Annotated in this window: 19 protein-coding genes; 11 read left to right on the top strand and 8 right to left on the bottom strand. The window is 71.8% G+C overall.

Going from position 1 to position 24,459, the window contains the following annotated elements; genetic code table 11:
• Nucleotides 1-55: 55 nt before the first annotated feature.
• The 4 genes from KBX46_RS13955 to KBX46_RS13940 form a co-directional block, all read right to left on the bottom strand.
• Entirely contained in the window at nucleotides 56-2,431 is a 2,376-nt protein-coding gene (locus KBX46_RS13955; protein ID WP_308159502.1) for an acylase, read from the bottom strand.
• A gap of 192 nt (nucleotides 2,432-2,623) precedes the next feature.
• Nucleotides 2,624-3,565: a hypothetical protein gene (locus KBX46_RS13950; RefSeq protein WP_210792820.1), complete on the bottom strand. Its 942-nt coding sequence runs from the start codon at nucleotides 3,563-3,565 to the stop codon at nucleotides 2,624-2,626.
• A 257-nt stretch (nucleotides 3,566-3,822) separates the two neighbouring features.
• Nucleotides 3,823-4,413, bottom strand: a complete 591-nt coding sequence (locus tag KBX46_RS13945; protein WP_210792819.1) for a dihydrofolate reductase family protein — start codon at nucleotides 4,411-4,413, stop codon at nucleotides 3,823-3,825.
• A 32-nt stretch (nucleotides 4,414-4,445) separates the two neighbouring features.
• On the bottom strand, nucleotides 4,446-5,024 hold the full coding sequence (locus KBX46_RS13940) for a DinB family protein (protein ID WP_210792818.1): 579 nt from the start codon (nucleotides 5,022-5,024) through the stop codon (nucleotides 4,446-4,448).
• Nucleotides 5,025-5,192: 168 nt separating this feature from the next.
• On the opposite strand from KBX46_RS13940, the gene KBX46_RS13935 reads away from it, so the two are divergent.
• The 3 genes from KBX46_RS13935 (at nucleotide 5,193) to KBX46_RS13925 (ending at nucleotide 7,538) form a co-directional block, all read left to right on the top strand.
• Nucleotides 5,193-5,660: a MarR family winged helix-turn-helix transcriptional regulator gene (locus KBX46_RS13935; protein WP_210792817.1), complete on the top strand. Its 468-nt coding sequence runs from the start codon at nucleotides 5,193-5,195 to the stop codon at nucleotides 5,658-5,660.
• A gap of 73 nt (nucleotides 5,661-5,733) precedes the next feature.
• Complete coding sequence (locus KBX46_RS13930) at nucleotides 5,734-6,714, top strand: ATP-binding cassette domain-containing protein (protein WP_210792816.1); 981 nt, start codon at nucleotides 5,734-5,736, stop codon at nucleotides 6,712-6,714.
• A complete protein-coding gene (locus KBX46_RS13925) occupies nucleotides 6,711-7,538 on the top strand; it encodes an ABC transporter permease (protein WP_210792815.1) in 828 nt (275 codons plus the stop codon). Before KBX46_RS13930 ends, KBX46_RS13925 begins: the two co-directional genes overlap by 4 nt.
• Before the next feature lie 96 nt (nucleotides 7,539-7,634).
• On the opposite strand, the gene KBX46_RS13920 is transcribed toward KBX46_RS13925, so the two are convergent.
• Nucleotides 7,635-8,279, bottom strand: coding sequence for a dihydrofolate reductase family protein (locus KBX46_RS13920; protein ID WP_099852587.1), 645 nt, complete (start codon nucleotides 8,277-8,279; stop codon nucleotides 7,635-7,637).
• 93 nt (nucleotides 8,280-8,372) lie between these two features.
• The gene (locus KBX46_RS13915) at nucleotides 8,373-11,600 is read right to left on the bottom strand and encodes a BTAD domain-containing putative transcriptional regulator (RefSeq protein WP_210792814.1); all 3,228 of its coding nucleotides are present in this window, start codon (nucleotides 11,598-11,600) and stop codon (nucleotides 8,373-8,375) included.
• A 112-nt stretch (nucleotides 11,601-11,712) separates the two neighbouring features.
• On the opposite strand from KBX46_RS13915, the gene KBX46_RS13910 reads away from it, so the two are divergent.
• The 6 genes from KBX46_RS13910 (at nucleotide 11,713) to KBX46_RS13885 (ending at nucleotide 18,686) form a co-directional block, all read left to right on the top strand.
• Nucleotides 11,713-12,546 carry an ABC transporter ATP-binding protein gene (locus KBX46_RS13910; RefSeq protein WP_210792813.1) on the top strand — a complete coding sequence of 278 codons (834 nt, stop codon included), beginning with the start codon at nucleotides 11,713-11,715 and terminating at the stop codon, nucleotides 12,544-12,546.
• Between the two features lie 32 nt (nucleotides 12,547-12,578).
• Nucleotides 12,579-13,562 (top strand): ABC transporter substrate-binding protein, encoded by a 984-nt coding sequence (locus KBX46_RS13905; protein WP_088947779.1) that lies wholly within the window; start codon nucleotides 12,579-12,581, stop codon nucleotides 13,560-13,562.
• Between the two features lie 5 nt (nucleotides 13,563-13,567).
• On the top strand, nucleotides 13,568-15,667 hold the full coding sequence (locus KBX46_RS13900) for an iron ABC transporter permease (RefSeq protein ID WP_141912588.1): 2,100 nt from the start codon (nucleotides 13,568-13,570) through the stop codon (nucleotides 15,665-15,667).
• Nucleotides 15,668-15,695: 28 nt separating this feature from the next.
• On the top strand, nucleotides 15,696-16,601 hold the full coding sequence (locus tag KBX46_RS13895) for a siderophore-interacting protein (RefSeq protein WP_210792812.1): 906 nt from the start codon (nucleotides 15,696-15,698) through the stop codon (nucleotides 16,599-16,601).
• A 102-nt stretch (nucleotides 16,602-16,703) separates the two neighbouring features.
• Nucleotides 16,704-18,164: an SDR family NAD(P)-dependent oxidoreductase gene (locus tag KBX46_RS13890; protein WP_088947777.1), complete on the top strand. Its 1,461-nt coding sequence runs from the start codon at nucleotides 16,704-16,706 to the stop codon at nucleotides 18,162-18,164.
• Between the two features lie 45 nt (nucleotides 18,165-18,209).
• Nucleotides 18,210-18,686, top strand: coding sequence for a heme-degrading domain-containing protein (locus tag KBX46_RS13885; protein ID WP_210792811.1), 477 nt, complete (start codon nucleotides 18,210-18,212; stop codon nucleotides 18,684-18,686).
• Nucleotides 18,687-18,734: 48 nt separating this feature from the next.
• Here the strand turns inward: KBX46_RS13885 and KBX46_RS13880 are convergent, their stop codons facing one another.
• Nucleotides 18,735-20,126 (bottom strand): NAD(P)/FAD-dependent oxidoreductase, encoded by a 1,392-nt coding sequence (locus KBX46_RS13880; protein WP_210792810.1) that lies wholly within the window; start codon nucleotides 20,124-20,126, stop codon nucleotides 18,735-18,737.
• Between the two features lie 235 nt (nucleotides 20,127-20,361).
• Here KBX46_RS13880 and KBX46_RS13875 point away from each other — a divergent pair, with 235 nt between their 5' ends.
• Nucleotides 20,362-21,747, top strand: a complete 1,386-nt coding sequence (locus KBX46_RS13875; RefSeq protein ID WP_210792809.1) for a serine hydrolase — start codon at nucleotides 20,362-20,364, stop codon at nucleotides 21,745-21,747.
• A gap of 88 nt (nucleotides 21,748-21,835) precedes the next feature.
• The gene (locus KBX46_RS13870) at nucleotides 21,836-23,167 is read left to right on the top strand and encodes an alpha/beta hydrolase (RefSeq protein WP_210792808.1); all 1,332 of its coding nucleotides are present in this window, start codon (nucleotides 21,836-21,838) and stop codon (nucleotides 23,165-23,167) included.
• 27 nt (nucleotides 23,168-23,194) lie between these two features.
• Here KBX46_RS13870 and KBX46_RS13865 read toward each other — a convergent pair whose 3' ends face one another.
• Nucleotides 23,195-24,421: an MFS transporter gene (locus KBX46_RS13865; RefSeq protein WP_088947773.1), complete on the bottom strand. Its 1,227-nt coding sequence runs from the start codon at nucleotides 24,419-24,421 to the stop codon at nucleotides 23,195-23,197.
• Nucleotides 24,422-24,459: the final 38 nt, after the last annotated feature.

The following is a 24,459-nucleotide window of genomic DNA, read 5'->3' as shown; positions in this document are numbered from 1 at the left end:
CAACCGCACCGGCCGGGCTCCCCGCCAGGGAGCCCGGCCGCCGCGTGCTCGCGGGTCAGTGGTGGCGACCCTCCACCACCCGGTAGGTGCGCAGGTTCGGGTCCGCCTTGATCTGCGCCTCGGTGTACTTGATCGTGTCCCAGCCCTTGCCCGAGTAGAGCGCGGTCTGGTCGCCGTACCAGGGTGAGTTCGGGTTGGTCGACTGGGAGTAGGTGAGGATCTGGCGCCCGGACGGCCCGTGCGGGCCCAGCTCCACGGCCATCACGAACGACGAGCCGTGCACCACCTTCGGGTAGCCGACGCCGGGCACCCGGTTGTTGACGATCATGTTGAAGATGCCAGCCTCGGCGCGCCCGCCGTGAATAGGAATACGCCGGTCGCCGCGCTGCTCGGTCTGGACGTCGCCGAGGCGCGCGTCGAGCGGGATGCCAGCGAGCCGCTGTACGGCGTCGGCGAGCGCGGTACGCACGCCCGGGTTGGCGGTGTCGAGCCGGCGTGGCGTGTGCACCGGGTCGCTGACGGCGAAGGGCTCCGCGAAGCGCAGCCCGTTGGCCAGGGCGAACTCGGTGAACAGGTGTGCGCCGCGGCTGTCCAGGTCGGCGTGCAGATCCCAGCGGGCCAGTGTCGTGCAGGCGGCACGCAGGTCGACCGTCGCGCCGTTCGAGGCGGTCCCGGTCGGCTGGGCGGTGCAGAGCGCCACCAGGTCGTCGCGGACCAGTTCGCCGCCGTACACCCGGTTGCCGAAGACGGTCCGCCACAGACGGTCGGTGGTGAACCCGCGGCCGGGTAGCCCGTCGGTGCCGTCGAGGCGCTGCTGCACCTGGTCGAGGCCGAGACGGGTACGCAGGCTGCGGGGGGTGCGTTCGTCACCGATGATCCGCGCGTAGCCCTCCAACGGGGCCTCGGGGTTGGCGAGCCAGAAGCTGTCGTTGGAGTTGGTGACGTAGTCGGTGCGGAAGCGGACGGGCAGGTTCGCGGGGCCGAGGATGCCGGGCACGACGGCGTCCGGGTCGGCGCCGAGCGCGCACGCCGACCGGGAGCCGTCCAGGACAGCCTGGCCGCTGCTGGTGTAGAGCGGCTGGAACGGTGCCGGAATGCAGGCGGCGGCGAGGGCGTCCGTCACCCGGGGCACGACCGAGTGGTCGGCGTAGAGCGCCTCGCCCCTGGCGTCGGCGGCGATCACGTTGACCCAGGGCAGGAACTGGTAACGGTCGAGTACGCGCTTGAGGTCCCGGACCGTCTCGGCGCGGCCCATCTGCAGCCAGCCGTCGAAGGCCCGGTTGTTGGTCGCGTTGATGTCGGTGATGGCGTACGCGGTGGCGGCGGTCCAGTCGAAGCTGCCGGGCACCACCACGACCGGGCCGTAGTGGGTGTCGTGGAAGGTCCGGCTGACCGGCACGGTGCCGCCGTTCGGGCCGGGCACCCGCACCGTGACGGTGCGGGTGGTCATCTTCCGTGGTTGACCGTCCACGTAGTAGGAGGTGGGGTCGCCGGGGACCAGCGCGAGGCGGTGCCAGACGAACCGGCGAGCGGTAGAGACGGTGTGGCTCCAGGCGAGGGTGCGGTTGTGCCCGATCTCGATGATCGGGTCGCCGATCAGCGCGGCGCCCTCGACGTCGTAGCGGCCGGGCACCTTGAGGTGCATGCGGTAGAAGCGTTCCGCGCCCTCCCACGGGAAGTGCGGGTTGGCCAGCACCATGCCGCCCCGGTTGGCGGTCGCCGCCTCGCCCAGCCCGTACGCGTTGCTGCCCACCCCGGCTGGTGCGCCGTCGACCGACGCGAGCACGGCGGCCGCACCGGTCGCGTCCTGGACGGCCGCCGGGCCGGTGGCGGTGGGCGGGGCGGCGGCGACGATCCCGTCGAGCAGCGCCCCTGAGCCGGCCCGGATCATGCTGTCCCAGGTGGTACGCCAGATGTCCAGCTCGGTCAGCGGGCGTACCCACGGCTTGGCCCGGCATGCCGGGTCGGTGAGCCTCGCCGCGCCGGTGCGGCGCAGGTAGGAGTTGTAGCCGGCGACGAAGCCGCGAATCTGGTCACGGACGTCGTTGGACGGGGAGTGCACGCCGTCGCGGCGACCGTCGAGCAGCCGCTCCACCGTCCGATCCTCGATGGCCTTGCGGAAGAACAGGTCGCTGCGCACGTTCGCGTCGGTCGGGCCGGTCGCGCCGAAGTAACGGGAGCGCTCGCCGCTGACCGTCACCGCCTTCTCCGCGATGACGCACAGGTTGTCCTCCGCCTGAACGTACCCGACCCCGAAGCCGAGGTTGGCGTAGCTCGTGGCGGTGATGTGCGGGACGCCGTACGACGCGCGTCGGATCTCGGCCGAGTAGCCCCGGTCGCGCTGGTGCGCGCCGGCCGGGGGCCCGCTCAGGCCCACCAGGACCAGGCCCAGGACCACCCCCGCTGCGCCGAGGCGTGTTGATGCTGTCACCGGTTCTCCCCCCGTCGCCCCCGGGCGCCGCTGCCCGAGGGACATTCACGTTGGTCGCCATTCTCGTCACTGCCGTGCCACCTCGTACACCCCCGGCGCGCCGACCGCGCGCCGAGCTGCGGCCAGCGGCCGTCCGCCGCGAGGTCGCACGGGCTCGGCCGCCTCAGCTAGCCGACTCAGCCGGGCCCTCGCTCACCGAGGAAGCGACTCCTGGTCGGCCAGGACGATCAGGTCGTCGGCGCGGGCCGACTGCGGCGCCCTCGCCCCGTCGGGCCACACGAGATAGCCCACCGGCGGACCCGACGACCCCCACGTGGCCTCGATGATCGTGGCCAACCCCACGTCGTCCGGATGTCTGCGCAGGCGTACCCGGGTGCCCGGCGCGTGTCCGTCGTCGGCGACGATGAGCAGCGCGTCGAGGATCTGCCGGACACCGGCGACGGGCAGCCCCGGCACGTACGGCTCGCCCGCGTACCCGATCCGCGGCGTCATCATCGTGCGGAGGAGCGCGGCCTGCCGGATCGCTTCCTGGCGGATCTGCCAGTCCGCGGTGTGCTCGGCGACAGCCAGCGCCGCCTCGATGACCGACCAGAGCGCCAGGGGCTCCCGATCGAGCACCCGGCGGGCCTCGCGGTCGACCTCGGCGCAGGCAGTGTCGAGCGCGGTGTCCTCGCCCAGCTCCGCGATCCAGACGAGATCCCCCACCTCGGGCAGCAGCCCCGGGGACTCGGCCGCGATCACCACGTACACCATCGCGAGCAGTTCCACCCGGCCCTCGCCGTGATAGAGCGCGCCCACCCCGCTGCCGGTACGACCACGGCTGGGCGGGAACCGCTCGGCGAGGTGCTGCGCGCGGCCATGAGGCAGGACCGCGGCCCGCCTGGTGTCCGACACCCGTTCGTCGAACGACCGCCGCTCACGGCGTTCGACGAGCAGTTGGCGATGCGGATCGAACCCGATCGGATAGATCGTCCGCCCGTACGTGGCGAGGGTTTCGCCGGGTCGCAGCCCCACCGACTCAAGGTGGCGTGCAGCCACCGAGTAGGCGACACCGGCCTGGGCGGCGTGCTCCCGGATGGCGCGCTTGCGAGCACGTCCCGGGGTGGGGGTCGGCCGTGGTTGGTGATCAGACATGACGCCTCCGGTGCAGCCCCACGCACTCCACCGAACGGGCGGCGTGACCGGCACGCCGGGAGTCGACACAGCGGCGCGGAGTCGGAGACTCTTGGCCCCGGGATGCGGTCAGGCGTGGGCCACCACATCGGGCGCTGGCAGGCGCTCTGCCGCCGCCAGCATATCGCGACTTCGACCACTGGTGCGGCAGCGCAGGCGTCGGCCGGCCTGCACGGCGGAAGTCGAGTCCGCACCGCGGGCCGGCCGACGCCGAGCGGTCACCTCGGGACGTGGAAGCGCAGGTGCGTGACGTGTGGTGATTCGATCACCGCGGTGCGTTCGAGTTCGATGTGGTCGGTGCCGAGGTGGTCGAACAGGCGGGTGCCGGTGCCGAGGAACACCGGTACGAGTTGGACGTGGATCTCGTCCACCAGCCCGGCCCTGACGAACTGTTGTCCTGTGGTGGGCCCGCCCATGATGAGGACGTTCCGGTCGCCTGCTGCCTGTCGCGCCTGGCGCAGCGTGCTGTGGAGGCCGTCGTTCACGAACGTGAAGACGTCGCTCTTCATCCGCAACGGGTCGCGCGACTCGTGCGTGACCACGAAGCACGGCACCGGAAACGGGGTGTCCTGCCACAGGTCCACACCGACATCGAACGTCCGTTTGCCGATCACCACGGCGCCGGTCGTGGCATGACGCTCTCGTACCTGCGCGGCGTCGACCCCGACCGGGGTGACGCCGTCAGCCGCAACAGCGCGATCCCCGTCGGCCTGGAACAACCACTCGTGCAGCCGCTCGCCGCCTCTGCCCATCGGTTGTCCGGCGGTGACGTCAGGGCCGGCGGCGAAGCCGTCCAACGACATGCTCATGCTCAACACCGTGCTGCCCATCGGTGCCCCCCTCAACGCTGAAGCTGCGCCATCTTGGAACCGACCACGCCGTCCTGCCAGCGGTAGAGATCGCGCAGCAGGGAAATCTCGGCGCCGTGGTGGATCAGCTCCCTGTTGACGTGCAGGACGATGCCCTCCATGGGAAACCGTTCGGGACCCACGGTGGGCGGATTCTCCAGGTCGGCGTCCGAGAGCTCGCGGACCCCCGCGTTCCATCTCCCGTACATCTCATCGAGCTGTTTCAGCGCCTCGTCAGCGGTCCCCGCGTAGGCGAATGTCCGGGAGTCGACATCCTGGCCGCCGAAGTGAAATCCGACCCGATAACCCAGGCAGGAGACGATGATGTGCGCCAGCCGCCAGGCAATCGTGGTCACCGGCGGCGGGACCGGGTCAGGGGACGCGGAGTCCATCGCCCATTCCCCCGAACCTGCCGATATCGGTGTGGCCGACGTGCCACGTGGACGGATGCTCCAGCAGCCACGCACCGGCTCCCAGAAGTACTCCTCATCGGCAAGGCCGTGCAGCCGCGGCCGCAGGTTCTTCTGCCAGTGCCGGTCCAGCTGGTCCGCGATTCGCTCGCTTCTTGTCACTTCCGCAACCTACACACAACGGAGACCTGGCTACGCCCCTTGCGAACGCCGTCGCCGGCCGGTCTGCGCCATAGCGGCTCGTGCACGGGGACAACCGGATCATCTCATTGACCTCAACATGACTTGAGGTTTTAGGGTCGCTCAGTCGAACACTCCCAGGAGGCACCCGTGGCAACCCAACGCCTGTCCGACGCCGAACTCGCGACGCAGCCCGCCGCGTACTGGACCGGCGTGGCCTACGAGGCCCTCATCGCCTTCACGCGGGCTCGCCACGCCGAGTTCGGCTTCACCCAGCCCCAGTTCTGGTTGCTCCGCAACCTGTCGGGCAACGACATCTCACCCGACGGGCACGGCATGACCATCGCCGAGCTTGAATCGGCCATGAGCACCTACCTGAGGTCCGAGGACGATCTGGAGGCCGAGGCCGACGTTCTGCTGGATCGGGGTTGGCTCACCCGGGACGACCACGAGCGACTGTGGATCACCGAGGCGGGTGAGGCGGCCCGCGTCGACCTCAAGCAGCATGCTCCGGCGATCCGCGCCCGCATCCATCAGGGAGTCGACGACGCCGACTACGTGACGGCACTGAAGGTGCTCCGGCAGATGATCCGGAACACGGACGGCCCGGCGGTCTGACTCGCAGCGCCCGTGTCAGCCGGTGTCGGTGGCTTGTCAGGGCGGTGTCAGCCGACCCGCGCAGGCTGCACGCATGACAGCTGACCTGGTGATCGAGGCCGAGGGCCTCGTGAAGAACTTCGGGAAGACGAGGGCGCTGCAGGGCGTGGACCTCACCGTTCCCCGCGGGACGGTGCTCGGGGTGCTCGGCCCCAACGGCGCCGGCAAGACCACCGCCGTGCGCATCCTCTCCACCCTGCTGGCCCCGGACGGCGGGACCGCCCGAATCGGCGGTTTCGACGTGGTACGGGACGCCGAGCGCGTCCGGCAGAGCATCGGCCTCACCGGCCAGTACGCCTCGGTCGACGAGGACCTGACCGGGCGGCAGAACCTGGAACTGTTCGGCACCCTGCTGGAGCTGGGGCGCACAGGCGCCCGGCGGCGGGCCGCCGAACTGCTCGACTGGTTCGACCTGACCGACGCCGCGAACCGGCAGGCCAAGACCTACTCAGGTGGCATGCGGCGGCGGCTGGACCTGGCCGCCAGCCTGGTCGGCTCTCCCGACGTGATCTTCCTGGACGAGCCGACGACAGGGCTCGACCCGGCCAAGCGCGAGGACATGTGGGACGTGGTCCGCTCGCTGGTCGGCAACGGCTCGACGGTGCTGCTCACCACCCAGTACCTGGAGGAGGCCGACGCGCTCGCCGACGCGATCACGGTGATCGACCACGGCCGGGTCATCGCGCACGACACCCCCGAAGGGCTCAAGCGGGTGGTCGGCGGGCAGACCCTGGAGGTCCGGCCGTCCGACTCGGCGCAACTGGCCCGCACCGCGGCGATCCTGACCCAGGTCGGCTCCGGCGCGCAGGCCGACGAGATCCGCAAGGGCGTGCTCGCGGTGTCGGTCACCGACGACGCGGCCCTGACCGAGAGCGTCGCGCGCTTCGCCGCCGCCGGCATCGCAGTCACCGAACTCTCCCTGCACCTGCCGAGCCTCGACGAGGTGTTCTTCACCCTCACCGGGCGTACGGCGTCCGTTGACGACACCACCCGCCCCACGGAGGTCGCGGCATGAGCACTCTGATCGACACGGCACCCACGAGAAGCCGCGCGCTCTCGACAACGACCCCGAACCCCCGCCCGTTCCGGCTGGTCCGACATTCGTTGGCGCTGGCCAAGCGCAGCCTCATCAAGACCTGGCGCACGCCCGAGGCGCTCATCGACGTCACGCTGCAACCGGTGCTGTTCCTCATCATCTTCGTGTACATCTTCGGCGGCGCGGTCGCCGGATCGACCCACGACTACCTGCAGTTCCTGCTGCCCGGCATCCTGGCGCAGACCATCGCCACCGGCGCGATCGCGATCGGCGTCAACCTCAACACCGACATCGCCAAGGGCATCTTCGACCGGTTCCGGTCGTTGCCGATCCCCCGCTCCGCACCACTGGTCGGTGCGGTCCTCGGCGACGTCGTCCGGTACGTGATCGTCACGGTCTCGACCCTCGCGATCGGCTACGTGATGGGTTTCCGGATCGACACAGACCCGTTCCGGGCGATCGCCGGGTGTCTGCTCGCGGTGCTGTTCGCGCTCTGCCTGAGCTGGCTGCCGGTGCTGGTATCGATGAAGGTGCGCACCCCGGGTGCCGTACAGGGTCTGATGTTCGCGCTGATCATGCCGCTGAGCTTCGCGTCGAACGTGTTCGTCGGCGCCGACACGCTGCCGGGCTGGATGCAGGCGTTCGTGGACGTCAACCCGATGACCCACCTGGTGGCGTCGGTACGCGGACTGTTCCTCGGCACGCCGGTCGGCAACCACGTCTGGTGGACGCTCGCCTGGTGCGCCGGCTTCGTCGCGGTGTTCATGCCGCTGGCGCTGCGCGCGTACCGCAAGAAGATCTGACCTGGTCACGGCGTCGGCACCTCGACCTGCCGACGCCGTGGCCGAATGCTGGCCCGGCTGGATGCAACGCCGACGGCAGCAACACCCCGGACGGCGTCAGTCGTCGCGCCCGACACCACGATCGGGCGCGGACATGTCGCCCGTCCGGGGTGTGCCGTCGGCGATCCCGTAGCGCAGGTGAACGGTGCCCTTCGGACTCGCGACCGGCGGTTCGAGGAGCGTCACGTTGGTGGGCACCGCGCCACCGTCGAACACCTTCTTTCCGACGCCGAGCACGATCGGGTGCACCCAGAGGTCGAGTCGGTCGAAGAGTTGCTCGCGCAGCAGGGTCTGCACCAGGTTCAGGCTGCCGACGACCTTGATGTGCTGGTGCCGGTCACGGATCTCGCGCACCGCGCCCGCCAGATCCGGGCCGAGCTGTGTGGAGCCGGCCCAGGAGAGGTCGGGTGCCCCCCGGGAGGCCACGTACTTGGGGATGCGGTTGAAGAGGCTGGCGATGGCGTTGTCCTCGCCGCCCTCCTGGTGCGGCCAGTAGGCGGCGAAGATGTCGTAGGTCCGCCGACCGAGCAGCAGGGCGTCCGTGCCCTCGTACGCGGCAGCGACCTGCGCCCCGGCGACCTCGTCGAGCAGGGGCGCCTGCCAACCGCCGAACGCGAACCCCTCCGGGTCCTCCTCGGGGCCGCCAGGCGACTGCCCGACCAGGTCGAGGGTGGCGAACAGCTCGATGTGGATGAGGCCCATGCCCTGCTCCCGATGAACTGGTCGGCCCGGCCGGAAGGTGGACCAGCGGCTCACCAGCACACCGGTCCGGGACGCCGCACCGTCACTTCCCGCTCACGATAGACCAGGGTCCGCGCCCAGCTGCGACTTTGACACAGGCCCTTGGGCGAGCAGGTCGTCCATCAGCTCGCGGACCCGGGCGACGGTCGCGGAGACCGACCGACCGCGCCACACGGCCACCAACGACTCGCGTTGCTCCTCGGCCCCGAGGGCGGCGTTGAGTCGTTCGGCGTCGCCGGGTGGGAAGAACGTCCCGGCATGGGTGCCGATGCGCGTCGCGAGCGCGAACAACTCGCGAGCCGCCGCCACGTCGCCCCGGTGGGCGGCGAGTTCGGCGCCGCCCTGCGCCCATGCCCCGATGACCGGCAGGTCCCGTGAGGAGAGCGCCTCGTCGCTGGCGAGGGTCAGTGCGGCGGCCGCGCGCGCGTCGGCGTTCTCTCCCGGCACCGGTCGCACCTGTGCCACCCGCAGGTGCAGGACCGCCACCGCGACCCGGAGCATGGCGCGGGGCTGCGGCGGCGGGCCGGTCCAGCCGGCCAGGATGCGGATCACCCCGTCGCCGTACGCCCGGGCCTCGTCGTACCGCTCGCGCTGCCACGCCACGTGGGCCAGCCCGAGGCACGCCACCGCGGCGTCCACGGCCTCGGCTTCGCCCGGCGCCGCCGTCTCGACCAGCCGCCGCTCGGCGTCCGGGTCGCCGGCGAGGGCGAGTTGCACGTCCAGCCGCACCCGGATGGACCGGGCATCCTGCGTGGCACCGATCAGCTCCATGTGGCGGACGCTGCGCGCCAGCCACTCGGCGGACCGCGCACCCTCGCCCGGCACCAGGAACTGCCCGACGGCACCCGCCGCCATCGCCATTCCCCACTGGTCACCGGCCACCTCGAAACGACGGTAGGCCTGCTCGGCGTCGACGACCGACGCCTCGTACATGCCACCGTTCTCCCGGACCGCGGCGCGGGCGAACAGGCCGAGCCCCTGCACGTACGGGTCGGGATGCTCGACCATGCCGACGGTGCCCTTCATGCTCTCCTCCGGGTCGACGGCGTCGAACAGGGGTAGCGCAGTCGCGATAACGGTCAACCGGGACGACACCTCGTCCGGCCGTTCGGCGAGGACTGTCCGAAGTGCCCGACGGGCGAGCACGGCGAGCCGGAGGTCGCCGCTGATGCCGGCGTTGACCCCGATCAACAGGCACATCCAGGCCAGCCGGTCGGCGTTGGGCAGCGGCAGGCCGCTGCGACGGCCGTAGGTGATCGCGGAGTGGAGCCGTCGCTTCGGGTCCTCGACGTGCAGCAGACCCGCCGCCCACCCGGACACCTCCAGGTGCAGTCCGCGAACCGCCCAGAGGTGGAACAGCGCGGTGGCGATCTCGACGGCGGCCGGCTCGTCGTCCTGCCCGAGTGCCCAGCGCAGACCCGCGAGCAGGTTGTCCTGCTCGTCGGCGCAGCGGGTGAGCGCGTCGATCTGGCCGGGGCCGACGAACTGGTCGGCGAGCGCGACCGCCTGCTCCCGCGCCCACTCGACCAGGCCGTCCATGGCCGGTCCCCGTGCACCTACCGCGTCGAGGCGGGCTTCGCCGTACTCACGGACCGTTTCGAGCATGCGGTAGCGCGGTGGACCGTCCCCCTCGACCAGGGTCAACAGGGACTGTTCCACGAGTGTCGCCAGGCCACGACGGACGTCCGGGGTCTGGGCGACCGCCGCGGCGAGGTCCGCGGTGAACGGCGCGGGGATGACCGCGACCCGCTGGAGCAGGTCACGGTCGTCCTCGGCGAGCAACTCCCTGCTCCAGTCGACCATCGCCCACAGGCTCGCGTGCCGCTCCGGCAGGCCGCGCAGGGCGTCGTCGAGCAGCGCGAAGCGGTCGCTCAGACCGGCGAGGACGTCGTCGATCGGCATGCTGCGCAGTCGCGCGGCGGCGAGTTCGAGTGCCAGCGGCAGGTTGTCGAGCCGGTGGCACAGTGCGAGTGCCCGCGTGGTGTCCCAGGTGGGCACCGCGCCACCGGCCCTCGCCCGGGTCTCGATCAGGGCGAGCGCGTCGCTGTCCGGCAGGGCGGTCAGCCGGTGGACCAGTTCGCCGGCGAGGCCCAGCGGTGCCCGGCTCGTCGCGAGCACGGTGACCTCGGGCGAGGTCACCGCGACCAGGTCCGCGACGACGGTGGCCACCGCGTCGAGGACGTGTTCGCAGTTGTCCAGCACGACCAACCCGTCGAGGTCGGGGGCCACGGCGCGAAGCCGTTCCTCGGGGCTGAGCACCCGCCGCTCCAGGCCCAGGTTGCCGCCGGTCGCCGAGGTGTCCGCGCCCCCGAGGGCCGCGAGCACGGTGGGCAGCACCTCGTCGGACGAGCGCAGGCCGGCCAGTTCGATCACGCGTACCGACCGCCCGGCCGCCGCCGTGCGACGCGTCACCTCGGCGGCGAGACGGGTCTTGCCCGCGCCGCCGGCTGCCACGATCGTCACCAGAGGCGCGTCGGCGAGTCCCTCCACCACGGCCGCGACGTCGCGTTCCCTGCCGACGAGGGCGGTCATCGGCCGGCGCCACGCGGCGGGCAGGGCGATCCGCATCGGCTGCCGGGGCGAGGGCTCGACGGCCGGGGTGGTCAGCTCGCCGCGCAGCAGCGCCAGGTGGACCTGTGTGATCACGGGTGACGGGTCGGTGCCGTACCGGTCGGCGAGTTCGGCCCGGAGTCTCTCCACCACCTCCAGCGCCTCCGCCTCCCGCCCCTGAGCGGCGAGGACCCGGACGAGCAGGGCGGCGGATGGCTCGTCCGGCGGTGTGCGCGCGACGAGCCGACCCAGGTCGACCTCGTCGAACGGGCCCGCGCCGGCGAGTGCCGCCTGTGCGCGCAGCGCGGCGACGTCCGCGAACAGGCGGGTGTCCTCTGTGGTGTCGAGTTCGGGGACCTCGGGGAACAGGGCTCGCGCCTGATCGGCAGTGCTGCGGGCGGCACCGGCGTCGCCCCCCTGGAGCGCGGCGCGCGCCCGGTCGACGATCGCGCGCGCCTCGACCGCGTCGACGGTGATCTCGTCGGCGGGCAGCCGGTATCCGCCCGGCACCGCGACCACGGGCAGACCGAGACGACGTACCCGGGACACGAGCGCCTGGACGGCACCGGTCGCGTCGTCGGGTGGCGCGCCGTCCCACACGGCGTCCGTGAGCAGACTCGTCGACACCGCCCGTCCACGCGCGTCGACGAGCGCGCGGATCACCGCGGCGAGCCGTTCACCCCGGACCGGTCGGCCGTCAACGGCGAGTGGGCCGAGGGTCGTGATCTGCACGGAACCAGCATCCCCCACGCGTGCACGGACCCGACCACCGACGCTCTCCCCGCGGACCACGACTCCGGGACCGGCTTGACACGCGGGCATTTCCTTAGGTTAGCCTCACCTAATGCAGAGCGAGTTGGCGTCGGCCAACGGGGAGCGCAGCCTGTCCGGCGTCGACCTCCGTCTGGGCTACCACGGTGTGCCGGTGGTGCACGGTGCCATGATCAGCCTTCGTGCGGGTGCCGTGACCGCGCTGGTGGGGCCCAACGGAAGCGGCAAGTCCACCCTGCTGCGGGCCCTGGCCCGGCTGCATCCGATCCAGTCCGGCACGGTCCACCTCGCCGACGGCGTCACCGCCGCCAGCCTCCCGTCCCGGGAGTTCGCCCGTCGGGTCACGCTGCTCGCCCAGAGCCGGCCGGTGCCCAGCGGGGTCACCGTCCACGACGTCGTGGGATACGGCCGCCACCCCTACCGAGGGCGCTGGCGCGCGGAGGATCCGAACGGTCCGGCGGCCATCGCCCGCGCCATGGACGTCACCGGCGTCGCCGCAATGGCCGATCGACCCGTCGACGAGCTGTCCGGCGGCGAGTTGCAGCGGGTGTGGCTGGCCACCTGCCTGGCCCAGGACACCCCGGTGCTGCTGCTCGACGAGCCCACCACGTTCCTCGACCTGCGCTACCAGGTGGAGATCCTCGACCTGGTCCGTGACCTCGCGGACGACCACGACGTCGCCGTCGGCGTCGTGCTGCACGACCTCAACCAGGCAGCCGCCGTGGCCGACGAGGTGGTCCTGCTGCAACAGGGCCGGGTGCGCGCCACCGGCACCCCCGCGGCGGTCTTCACCGAGGACGCCCTCACCGAGACCTACGGGATCCGCATCGAGGTGACCACCGACCCGATCAGCGGACTGGTCACCACCCGCCCGGTCGGGCGGCACGCGATCCGCGCCCTGGTCTGAACACCCCTCATCCCCAGCAGAGAAAGACCGTCATGACCCGTACCCGTTTCACCGCCCTCCTCGCCGTCGTCGCCGCGCTGACGCTCGGCGCCTGCGGCACCACCGAGAACGCCGCGGCCCCCGAGACCTCCTCCTCGGCGGCCGGCGGCCCGGTCACCCTCACCGACAGCCGCGGCAAGGAGATCACCCTCAAGGCCCCGGCGACCAAGGTCGTCGGGCTCGAGTGGGGCGAGGTCGAGATGCTGGTCAGCCTGGGCGTCATGCCCGTCGGTGTCGCCGACCCCAAGGGCTACGGCACCTGGGTCACCTCCGCGAAGCTCGACCCGGGCGTCAAGGACGTCGGCACGCGCGGCGAGCCCAGCGTCGACTCGATCGTCGCCCTCCAGCCCGACCTCATCGTGATGGAGGACGACCGGGGCGCCAACATGGTCAGCCAGCTGGAGAAGTACGCCCCCGTCGTGGTCGCCAAGGGCAGTGACGCCACCGACAACCTCGGCCGGATGCGCGCGGACCTCAACATGATCGCGAAGGCCGTCGGCAAGACCACCGAGGCGGAGAAGCTGCTCGCCGACTTCGACGCGGCCATCGCCGACGGCAAGAAGAAGATCGCCGACGCGGGCGCCGCCGGCCGGCCGTTCGCCATGGCCGACGGCTGGAAGGAGGGCAGCACCGTCAGCATCCGGATGTTCGGCAAGGGCTCTCTCGTCTCCGAGATCGGCACCCAGCTCGGCCTCACCAACGCCTGGACCGGCAAGGTCGACGAGGCGTGGGGTCTCGGCCAGACCGATGTCGAGGGCATGACGGTCCTCAAGGACCCGAACCTGCGCTTCTTCTACAACGCCTCCGACGGCGACGACGTGTTCGCCGACGGTCTCGCCGGCAACGCCATCTGGAAGTCGCTGCCCTTCGTCCAGAAGGGCAACGTGCGCAAGATGCCCAACGGCATGTGGACCTTCGGCGGCCCGCTGTCCGGCAAGCAGTACATCGACGAACTCGTCAAGACGTACGCGGTGTGAGCGTGCTGAGCGCACCCCCACGTCCGGAGCCGGCCACCCGGCCGGCTCCGGGCGGACGCCTGGCCGTACCCCGCGTCGCCGCTGTCTTCGTCGCCGCGATCCTGCTGCTGCTCGTGGTGGGCGCGGTGCACCTGACCCAGGGCACCTCGACGGTCGGCGCCCTCGACCTGCTGCGGCTGGCGACGGGCGCCGACGACGAGGCGGCCCGCGTCCTGCTCGCCTCCCGGTTGCCCCGGCTGCTCGCCGGGTTGGCGATCGGCGTCGCGCTCGGGTTCGCCGGCGCCGCGTTGCAGTCGATCGCCCGCAACCCACTCGCGTCCCCCGACACCCTCGCTGTCAACGCGGGCGCCCACCTGGCGATCGTCGCCGTGGCCGCGTTCGGCGTCTCGCTGCCCGCGCTGCCCGCTGGTGGCCTCGCCTTCTGCGGAGGGCTCGCCGCCGCCGGCCTGGTGATGGCGATGTCCTCCGGTGGCCAGGCCGGCACCACCCGACTCATCCTCGCCGGCTCGGCGACCGCGCTGGCCCTCGGGTCGGTGACGACCCTGCTGCTACTCCTGTTCGAGCAGGCCACCATCGGTCTGTTCGCCTGGGGCAACGGCTCGCTGGTGCAGAGCGACCTGACGGCGCTGACCCAGTTGGCCCCGGTAATCGTCGGCGCCGTCGTGGTGCTGATGCTGCTCGGGCACCGCCTCGACATCCTCGCCCTCGGCGACGACACCGCCACCGTGCTCGGTCTCAACGTGCGGCGCACCCGGCTCACCGTCATGGTGCTGGCCGTGCTGCTGTCCGCCGCGGCCGTCACCCTCACCGGCCCGGTCGGTTTCGTCGGCCTGTGCGCCCCGGTGATCGTCCGGCTGCTCGCCCCCGTGGTGCCGGGGGTGCACCGGCACCGGATCCTGCTGCCGTTGTCCGGCATCGCCGGGGTCATCATCGTCCTCGGCTCCGACGTGCTGCTGCGCGCCGTGATGGGCGGGCAGGCCGGTGTCGACATTCCCACCGGCGTGGTCACCACACTGTTCGGCGCGGCAATCCTCATCTGGCTGGCCCGCCGGCACCGCGACGCGGGCCCCACCCGCCGCCCGCCCGGCGGGCACGCGGCCGTCCGCTCCGCCGCCTTCCACCGCAGCGTCCTCACCGTCACCGCCGTCCTGACCGTCGGGGCCGTGGCGGTCGGCATGCTCGCCGGTGACACCTGGGTGCTGCTCGGTGACGTGCTGAACTGGCTCAACGGCAGCACCGGGCCCGCGTACACCTTTGTGCTGGACCAGCGGTGGCCGCGCGTCGCCGCGGCGGTCCTGGCCGGCGCGGCGCTCGCGGTGGCCGGCACCACAGTGCAGGCGGTCTGCCGCAACCCGCTGGCCGAACCCGGCATCCTCGGCATCACCGCCGGCGCCGGGCTGGGGGCCGTCTCACTGCTCACCTTCGTGCCGCTGGCCGGGGTGTGGGCCGTCTCCGGTGTCGCCGGGCTCGGCGCGATGCTGGCCTTCGCCCTGGTGTACGGCCTGGCCTGGCGCGGCGGACTGAGCTCCGACCGGTTGGTGCTGATCGGCTTCGGCGCCTGGCAGGGCGGCATGGCGGTCATCACCTACCTGGTCGTCGCCTTCGACCCGTGGAACACCGGCAAGGCGTTGACCTGGCTGTCCGGCTCCACCTACGGTCGGATGCCCACCCAGGTGCTGCCGGTGCTGATTGCCCTGCTGGTGCTCACCCCGGCCGTCGTCGCCGCCCGTCGCGAACTCGACCTGATGGCGCTGGACGACGACACTCCCCGGGTGCTGGGCGTCCCCCTGGAACGCACCCGTCTGATCGCGCTCGGCGCGGCGGCGCTGCTCACCTCCACCGCGGTCTCGGCCGTCGGGGTCATCGGCTTCGTCGGGCTGGTCGCCCCGCACGCCGCCCGGGCGCTCGTCGGTGGCCGGCACTCCCGGGTGCTCCCGGTGGCCGCGCTGCTCGGCGCGGCGCTGGTCAGCATCGCCGACACCGTCGGCCGGACGCTCATCGCTCCGGCCCAGATTCCCGCCGGCCTGGTCACCGCCATGATCGGCGCCCCGTACTTCGTCTGGCTGCTGTGGCGGTCACGCGCAAAGACGACCAACACCCGGTAGACGCCGGACCGAACCCGGAGAGGCACCCATGACCAACACCCTGCCCATCGCCCCGTGGCGCGTGTTCACCGTCACCGTCAGTGCGGTACGCCGCCTCAGCCCGTCCTTCCTCCGGGTGACCTTCACCGGAGTGGACCTCGACCGCTTCGCCGACAACGGCTACGACCAGCGCATCAAGTTGGCGCTGCCGCTGCCCGACCAGCGCGGGGTGGATTTCCCGGAGGGGGCGGACTGGTACGCGCAGTGGCGGGCGCTGCCCGAGCACCGGCGTAACCCGATCCGCACCTACACCGTGCGGGCCGTCCGACCGCACCTGGCCGAGGTCGACGTCGACCTGGTGCTGCACGGTGACGGCGGGCCGGCGACACGCTGGGCGCGGCGGGTGGGCGCCGGCGACCAGGTCGCCATCGTCGGGCCGGACTCCGGCTACGACGGCAACCACGGCGGGGTCGAGTTCCGACCGTCGGACGGGAGCTGCCTGCTGCTGGCCGGGGACGAGACCGCCGTGCCGGCGATCGGCAGCATCTGCGAGCGACTGCCCCTCGACACCCGGGGGATGGTTCTGCTGGAGGTGCCCCACGCCGACGACGTGCTGCCGCTGGTGGCGCCTCCCGGCGTCGAGGTCCGCTGGATGACCCGGGGTGTCGACGGGTACGGCAGCCGGCTGGTTCCCGCCGTCGCCGCCGCGGCCGACCAACTGCTGGTGCCCCGCGCGTCGGCGACCAGGCAGCCCGTCCCGGACGTGGACGTGGACACCGAGATCCTCTGGGAGGTGCCCGAGGAGGTGGCCACGGCGCCGCTGTACGCGTGGCTGGCCGGGGAGGCCGGCGTCATCCGCACACTGCGCCGGCACCTGGTCGCCGAGCGAGGTCTGGACCGGCGGGCGGTGGCCTTCATGGGCTACTGGCGCCTCGGCCACGCCGACGCCAACTGACGCACGAGGTGCGTCGCGGGCCGCACGGTGCGTACAGTTTCGGGTCGGACTTGGGGCGAGCCGGCTGGATCCGGCACGGGATACGGGACGAGACAAAGACGCATGACGGTGGACAACATTACCGAAAACGGTCAGGACGGCATTGACCGAAGCCGGCTGGAGGCCTGCCTCAGCGTCTTCGAGGCGTTGGAGGCGTTGCCCTCCGACCATCCCGACGTGGTGCGGGTGCAGCGGGCCACCGCGCGGCTCTACAAGGTGATCAAGCAGAGGCGACGCGAGGAACGGCGGGACGCCATCCTCGCCGCCGACCGGGCTGTGACGGAAGCCACCGCCACCGGCGCTCCGGGACGCATCGACGACGAGACCCAGGGCATCCCGCTCGCCACCTCCGTCGCGGGCGAGACGGCGGGCTTCCTGCACAACCCACGCGGCTGCTATGTCTGCAAGCAGCGCTACCGCGAGGTGGACGCCTTCTACCACCAGCTCTGCCCGTCCTGCGCCGCGCTCAACCGGGAGCGCCGCGACGCCCGTACCGACCTGACCGGGCGGCGCGCCCTGCTCACCGGCGGCCGGGCCAAGATCGGCATGTACATCGCTCTGCGGTTGCTGCGCGACGGCGCCCACACGACGGTGACCACGCGGTTCCCGCACGACGCGGTCCGCCGGTTCGCCGCGATGCCCGACAGCGGGGACTGGCTGCACCGCCTGCGCATCGTCGGGATCGACCTGCGCGACCCCGCCCAGGTGATCGCCCTCGCCGACTCGGTCAGCAGCCAGGGCCCCCTCGACATCCTGATCAACAACGCGGCGCAGACCGTCCGCCGCTCCCCCGGGGCGTACGCGCAGCTCATCGCCGCGGAGGCCGCGGCTCTGCCGGACGGCCCGCTGCCGGAGCTGATCACCTTCGCCAAGCCGGACGGCCAGGGCGGCCCAGTCGGGAGCCTGACCGCCGCGCCACAGTCGACGGCGCTCACTCCGCACGCGCTCACCGCACTGGCACTCACCAGCGGTTCGGCCTCGCCGGAACGCATCGCGGCGTCCACGGCCATCGACGCCGGTGGCCTCGTACCGGATCTCGACTCGGTCAACAGCTGGGTCCAGCGGGTGCAGGAGGTGGACCCGGTCGAGCTGCTCGAGGTGCAACTGTGCAACGTCACCGCGCCGTTCGTGCTGGTCAGCCGGCTGCGCCCGGCGATGGCCGCGGCGGCGGCCCGCCGCAAGTACGTGGTGAACGTGTCGGCGATGGAGGGCCAGTTCGGCCGGGGCTACAAGGGGCCGGGGCACCCGCACACCAACATGGCCAAGGCCGCGCTGAACATGCTGACCCGCACCAGCGCCGAGGAGATGCTGACCGACGGCATCCTGATGACCAGCGTCGACACCGGCTGGATCACCGACGAACGCCCCCACCCGACGAAGATGCGACTGGCCGACGAGGGCTTCCACGCCCCACTGGACCTGGTCGACGGCGCGGCCCGGGTGTACGACCCGATCGTCCGCGGCGAGCTGGGCGAGGACCTGTACGGCTGTTTCCTGAAGGACTACGCGCCCTGCGCCTGGTGATCGCCCCGCGCCTGGTGATCGCCCCGTTCGACGAGGAGAAGAAACATGTCAACTGACCGTGACGCGTGGCCGACCCTGGACGAGCTGAGACGCGAGGAGGGCGAGCTGGAGCTCGCGGGCCTGTCCGAGACGGACGCGTACGAGCTGGGGATGCTTGCCGTCACCGCCGCGACCGAGCAGCGGTTGCCGGTCTCGGTCGGGGTGTGGCGGGCCGGGCGCCAACTGTTCCACTGTGGCCTGCCGGGGTCGACGGCCGACAACGACGCGTGGCTGCGCCGCAAGGGTCGGGTTGTGATGCGGTTCGAGCACTCGTCGCTGTACATGGCCCGGTTGTGCCAGGACAAGCAGGTGACGCTGGCCGAGAGGTACGGCCTGCCGGCCTCTCGGTACGCGGCGGCCGGTGGCGCGGTGCCGCTGCGCGTCCGTGGCACCGGCGTGGTGGGTTGGGTCGGTGTGTCCGGGCTGCCGCAGCTCGACGACCACCGTTTCGTCGTCGACGTCCTGCGCAAGCTCCCCCGCTAGACGATCGGACCCGGCGGCCTCGTCACGAGGTCGCCGGGCCGTCAGTGCTCAGGTGCGGGGTCGTGAGCGGGCGCGTCGGTTGGCGCGCAGCGCGCCGAGGAGCACGCCGGGCCGGGCCAGCGCCCGTGGGTGCTCGCGCATGGAGACCACGTCGTTGAACCGGCGGGCGGTCGCCACGTCCGTGACGGTGGCGGCGATGATCTGCCGGCTCGCCCAGCTGGAGATCCGGTAGCCGCGCGGGTAGGGCCCGTCGACGTGGGGCAACGCCAGGTCGGCGGAGGTCGAGATCGACCACGCCGCGTCGACCACGACCTGTTGCAGCGCGAGGAAGTGGCGCGCGGGCGCCCGCAGATCGGGGCCGGACCGCAGATACATCGACAGGCAGGCCGCGTGCAGGGCCGCCGACGTCATCCCCTGCCCGTACACCGGGTTGAACGACGCGACGGCGTCGCCGACGCTGACCAGGCCGGCCGGAAACCGCTTCAGCGCGTGGAAGTCCCGTCGCCGGCTGTCAGCGTGGTGGTAGGTCTGGACGTCGCCGAGCATCTCCTGGTCGGCGAGCTCGCCGAACTCCGGTGGGAACTGCTCCCGCAGACGGCGGACGAAGTCCTCCGCGGTGCGCCCCGGGCGGTTGTCTCCGTAACCGGCCATCATGGCCATCCACCGGCCGTCCTCAATGGCGAAGAAAGCGGCCCCGGCCACGTCCAGCCCCACCTGCGGTGTGTGCAGCGCCAGCACGACCGTCGAGGGCGGGGTGACCGCCGGGCGTCGGAACAGGGCGGTCGCGTAGTTGAGGTGCGTGGTCATCCGCCGGGTGACCGGCCGGTCCCAGCCGGCCTGCTCCAGCCAGTCCGAGAGTCGGCTCGACCGCCCCATGGCGTCCACCACGAGGTCGCCCCTCTCGACGCCGACGACCCCGCCGACCTCGCAGCGGACGCCGGTGACCGCGGCGCCCTCGAACACGAGGCCGGTGGCTCGGGCGGTAACCGTCTTGACGTTGGGCAGCCGCAGCACCTGCTGACGGATCAGCCCCTCCAGCAGCGGCCGGCTGCCCGCCAGGCTGTCGGCGTCGTCGGGGACGACGACCTTCGCGCGGCCGTCGAGGTAGTTGCGCCGGGCTTCGGGTGGCGCCTCGATCGCCCCGTGCGCCAGCGCCTCTTCGCGGAATCCGGGGAAAAGGCGCTCCAGCTGGAGGAGGCCGCCGGGCAGCAGCGCGTGCAGTTGGGTCCCCTGGGGGACGCCGGGCCGCGCGCCGGCCACCTGGGGGTCGTCCCGGTCGATGATGACGACGCTGTCGGCGTGATCGGACAGCACCCGGGCGGCCAGCAGGCCGGCGATGCTGCCACCGACCACGACGGCCGTTCCCATCATCGGGGCGGCCTGGTCAGGGGGTCGAGCCGCGTTCAGCTCTGCGAAGACCCGGGAAGGGGAGAGGGACATCGTGCTCTCCAAGGGATGCGAGGTGTGTGCCCTCCGCCGTGCCCGCCAGCGTTCGGTGCGCGGTCGGACCGGTGGACGGTCGTTCGGCGTGACGCTCGCCGATCGTCGCACAACCCCACGGTTGTCGACCGACCGTGTCCGGCAGGTGACCACTTGTCGGCCGATGGGATGGACGACATCGACGTTCGGCCGGCCCGGTTGGCGTGCGTCAGTGTCAACTGTCACGATCTCCGGCATGCTCGTTGCGCGTCGTACTCTGCTGGGGGCCGGCCTGGCCGCTGCCACCTCCGCGATCGCCGGGTGCGGCGACAGTGGCTCGCCGGACCCGGGTGTGGCCGGTCCCGGTGACGCGGTGACCGCGACCGACGCCGCCGGCAACACTGTGGGTTTCGGCTCGGCCGGGAACGCCACGTCGCCGTCGGGCTCTCCGAGCGCCACCGCGTCCCCGAGCGGCGCCGCCGCGCCGGCCGCGCAGGCCCGCTACGCGCAGGACGTGACCGCGCTGCTGCGGCGGCACCTGCCCGCCACACCGCAGACCGTCCAGCACAAGGGCTTTCCCGGTGCTGTCGCTGTCGTCCTGGTCGACGGGAAGACAACTGTGCACACCGCGGTCGGGGACGCGCTGCGCTACGGAGCGGGCCCCAAGCTGCTCGCGGCGGGCCAGCGCGTCGAGATGCGTCCCGACTCCGTCTTCGACCTCGCCTCGGTCACGAAGGTGTACACGGCCATCCTGCTGTTGCAGCAGGTCGACAAGGGACGCGTCGACCTGGGTGCGCCGGTCCGCGACTACCTGCCCGCCTTCACCGGCGCGGGCACCGAGCGGGTCACCGTCGAGATGCTGCTCACCCACACCAGCGGTCTGCCCGTCGGCGCCAAGGTCACCGGGCTTTCCGACAACGCGGCTCGCTGGAACGCCGTGCTCACCACCGGGCTGGTCTCCGGTGCCGTGCCCGGCAACACGTTCCGCTATTCCAGCGTCGGGCTCATGGTCGCCGGCAAGATCGTCGAGAAGGTCACCGGCCAGCGTCTCGACCAGGCGCTCAAGAGCGGCCTCACCGGCCCGCTCGGCCTGCGCGACACCGGCTTCAACCCGAACACCTGGCTGTCCGGCAGCGCGAAGGCCGGTCGTCTCGTCGCCACCGACGCCCGCTCGTCGCGGGGTCTGCTCCGGGGCACCGTCCACGACGACGTCGCCAACCACCTCGGCGGTGTGGCCGGCCACGCCGGCATCTTCGCCACCGCCACCGACCTGGCGGCGATCGGTCAGATGCTCCTCGACGGGGGCACTTACCAGGGCAAGCGGGTCCTCTCGGCGGCGACCGTACGCCGGATGCTCACCAACCAGAACTCCGGGAAGCGCGCCGTCGACCCGGAGCGGCCCAATCGGACCGCCGCCCACGGACTGGGAGTGGTGCTCAACCAGAGCTGGTTCATGGGTCGGCTCGCCTCGGCCCGGACGTTCGGCCACACCGGTTTCGCCGGCCCCTCGCTCCTGGTCGACCCGGGCCGCAGACTCGTCCTGGCCCTGCTCACCAACCGCGCGCATCCCAACTGGAGCTGGGCGAACCCCGACCCCGTCCGCGCAGCCGTCGGCGACCTGCTCGCCAAGGAGGTCAACTGACCGAGGAAGGTGTGGACCGCCGCGCCTCACCCTGACACGATACTTGCGCTAACAGTGCACATACTTTGTCGCTCAGGGTGGAGGACCGATGCACACGTTCCGCCGGAGACTGCTCTGCGTGCTGGCCGGAGGCGCCCTCGCGGTCGGCTTGTCCGTCGCCCCCGTTCCGCTCGCCGCCGCCGACGCCGCAGCCACGCCGACGTACCGCCCAGTGATCTTCGTGCACGGCAGCGCCGGGTCGGCCTCGCAGTTCCAGACCCAGGCCAAACGACTCGCCAGCAACGGCTACCCGGTCGACATCATCGAGGCCCACGAGTACGACTCGCCGAACATCGCCACGATCCTCCCCCAGGTGTACGCGGGGCTCGACGCGCGGATCTCCCGCCTGCTGGCGACGACCGGCGCAGACCGGGTCGACCTGCTCGCGCACTCCCTGGGCACCTTCGTCCTGCAGGGTTACCTCACCAGCTCACCGGCGCGTGCCGCCCGGGTCGCGCACTACGTCAACCTGGACGGGCGCACCGCGACGTCCCCACCGGGCGGTGTGCCCACGCTCGCGATCTGGGGTGAGGGCGATCCGGCCCGCGCCATCGTCGGCGCGACGAACGTGCACCTCCCGGACCAGTCCCACACGCAGACCGTGTCGTCGGCGGAGTCGTTCGGCGAGATCTTCCGCTTCCTTCAGGGTCGCGCGCCGCACACCACACGGATCGTGCCGCAACTCTTCGGCACGGCCCAGGTCTCCGGTCGCGCGGTGCTCTTCCCGAGCAACGTCGGCGTCACCGACGCCACCCTGGAGGTCTACCCGGTCAACTCGCTGACCGGTGGTCGATTGTCGGACCGTCCCACTCATCGGCTGCCCCTGAGTGGCGACGGCGCGTTCGGTCCCGTCCCGGTGCTCGCCACGGCCCGCTACGAGTTCGCGATCGTGCGCGCCGGCGCGCCGACGCACCACTTCTACGCCCAGCCGTTCCTCCGCTCGGACTCGTTCGTCCGCCTGGCGACCAGCATTCCCGGCGAAGGGCTCGGCGCGCTGGTGGACACCAGCGACCGGCACACCGCGCTGACGATCCAACGCCAGAAGGAGTGGTGGGGCGACCAGGGCGACGCCGGTGACAACATCTGGATCAACGGCCGGGATGTCCTGAACGCGGCGAACACGCCAAGGGTCAAGCGGACGATCGCCATCTTCGCGTTCGACGACGACAGCGACGGCGTGACCGATCTGACCGCTCCCCTGCCGGAGTTCTTCAGCCAGACCTTCATCACCGGCATGGACCTGTTCATCCCGTCGACGCCGGCGCACCTCGGCCTGGTGCGGATCACAGTGGGTCAACGCGGCGGCGGGTACGACGTGATCAACCTGCCGAACTGGAGATCGAGTGCCCATCGCGTGACGGTCAGCGTCGACGACTTCTGACCCCCGGCCGCGGGCGGCCCGGCCACGTCAGCTCCCGACGGTGGCCGGGACCCGCTCACGCGTACGGCGTCCGACGGCGAAACTGACCATCCCCAGGGCCAGCCCGACGATCGCCAGGACGACGCCCACCCGGGCCGGCGCGAGGTAACCGAGCCCCGCGGCGATGGCGACGCTGCCCAGGGCCGCGCCCAGACTGTTCGCGATGTTCATGGCGGACTGGTTGAGCGCCGCGCCCATCATCTGCGCTCGGGGGGCGACCGTGATCAGTCGCGCCTGGAGGACCGGCCCGAGATAGAGGCTTGTCGCGCCGACCAGGAACGCGCCGACGAACAGGCCGACGCGAGTCGACGCGACGAGGCTGAACGCGGCGATGCTCACGGTCATCGCGACGAAGCCGATGACCATGCTCCGTTGCAGGTCACGGTCGGCGAACCAGCCACCCAGGGCATTCCCCACGGTCATGCCGAGCCCCACCGCGACCAGAGCCCACGGCACCGTCGCGGCCGAGAGGCCGGCCACGTCGGTGGTGACCGGCGCGATGTAGGTGTTGACCGCGAAGAACCCGGCAAACCCGACCGCCCCCGTCGCCGCGACCAGCCAGACCTGCGAGGACCGCAGCGACCTCAGCTCGGCCGCCGGCGAGCCGTCGACCGTCGCGGCGACCTCCGGCACGACCGCCAGCACCGCCAGCAGCGTGAGCACGAAGACACCGGCGATGACCAGGTACGCGACGCGCCAGTCGGCCGCCTGCCCGAGCCGGGTGATGAGGGGTACGCCGACCACGTTGCTCACGGTCAGGCCGCTGAGCACTGTGGCGAAGCCACGGGCCTCGTTGCCGGGGCCCATCAGGGTCGCCGCGAGCAGACCGGCCGCCCCGAAGTACGCCCCGTGCGGCAACGCCGCCGCGAACCGGGCCACCAGCACCAGGTCGAAGGTGGGGGCGATCGCGGAGGCGACAGTGCCGACGGCGAAGAGCGCGAGCAAACCGAGCACGAGCTTCTTGCGGGGCAGGCGGGCGCTCAGCGCGGCGATCAGGGGCGCGCCCACGACCACGCCGAGGGCATAGGCGGTGATCGTCCATCCCGCTCGGGCGACCGCGTCCGAGGACGACCGGGCGTACTCCTGCGGGAGCAGGCCGCGCGCGATGTCGGGCAGCAGGCCCATCGCCGCGAACTCGGTCAGGCCGATCGCGACGCCACCCAGTGCCAGCGCGACCAACGCCGCCACCCGTCGACCTCTGCTCAACTCGATCACCGAAAAAATTTAGCAACAGCGTTGCGTAATAGGCTGGT

Origin of the sequence: Micromonospora sp. C81, assembly GCF_018070425.1 — a bacterium.
In the GTDB taxonomy this organism is placed as follows: domain Bacteria; phylum Actinomycetota; class Actinomycetes; order Mycobacteriales; family Micromonosporaceae; genus Micromonospora; species Micromonospora zamorensis.
This window is presented reverse-complemented; position numbering and strand designations above follow the sequence as displayed.

What these genes read in the sequence shown, in the direction of transcription:
- KBX46_RS13870 (WP_210792808.1), top strand. Translation starts at nt 21,836, where the DNA reads ATGCACACGTTCCGCCGGAGACTGCTCTGCGTGCTGGCCGGAGGCGCC.
- KBX46_RS13945 (WP_210792819.1), bottom strand. Translation starts at nt 4,413, where the DNA reads ATGAGCATGTCGTTGGACGGCTTCGCCGCCGGCCCTGACGTCACCGCC.
- KBX46_RS13950 (WP_210792820.1), bottom strand. Translation starts at nt 3,565, where the DNA reads ATGTCTGATCACCAACCACGGCCGACCCCCACCCCGGGACGTGCTCGC.
- KBX46_RS13890 (WP_088947777.1), top strand. Translation starts at nt 16,704, where the DNA reads ATGACGGTGGACAACATTACCGAAAACGGTCAGGACGGCATTGACCGA.
- KBX46_RS13895 (WP_210792812.1), top strand. Translation starts at nt 15,696, where the DNA reads ATGACCAACACCCTGCCCATCGCCCCGTGGCGCGTGTTCACCGTCACC.
- KBX46_RS13910 (WP_210792813.1), top strand. Translation starts at nt 11,713, where the DNA reads ATGCAGAGCGAGTTGGCGTCGGCCAACGGGGAGCGCAGCCTGTCCGGC.
- KBX46_RS13920 (WP_099852587.1), bottom strand. Translation starts at nt 8,279, where the DNA reads ATGGGCCTCATCCACATCGAGCTGTTCGCCACCCTCGACCTGGTCGGG.
- KBX46_RS13880 (WP_210792810.1), bottom strand. Translation starts at nt 20,126, where the DNA reads ATGTCCCTCTCCCCTTCCCGGGTCTTCGCAGAGCTGAACGCGGCTCGA.
- KBX46_RS13930 (WP_210792816.1), top strand. Translation starts at nt 5,734, where the DNA reads ATGACAGCTGACCTGGTGATCGAGGCCGAGGGCCTCGTGAAGAACTTC.
- KBX46_RS13905 (WP_088947779.1), top strand. Translation starts at nt 12,579, where the DNA reads ATGACCCGTACCCGTTTCACCGCCCTCCTCGCCGTCGTCGCCGCGCTG.
- KBX46_RS13925 (WP_210792815.1), top strand. Translation starts at nt 6,711, where the DNA reads ATGAGCACTCTGATCGACACGGCACCCACGAGAAGCCGCGCGCTCTCG.
- KBX46_RS13885 (WP_210792811.1), top strand. Translation starts at nt 18,210, where the DNA reads ATGTCAACTGACCGTGACGCGTGGCCGACCCTGGACGAGCTGAGACGC.
- KBX46_RS13875 (WP_210792809.1), top strand. Translation starts at nt 20,362, where the DNA reads ATGCTCGTTGCGCGTCGTACTCTGCTGGGGGCCGGCCTGGCCGCTGCC.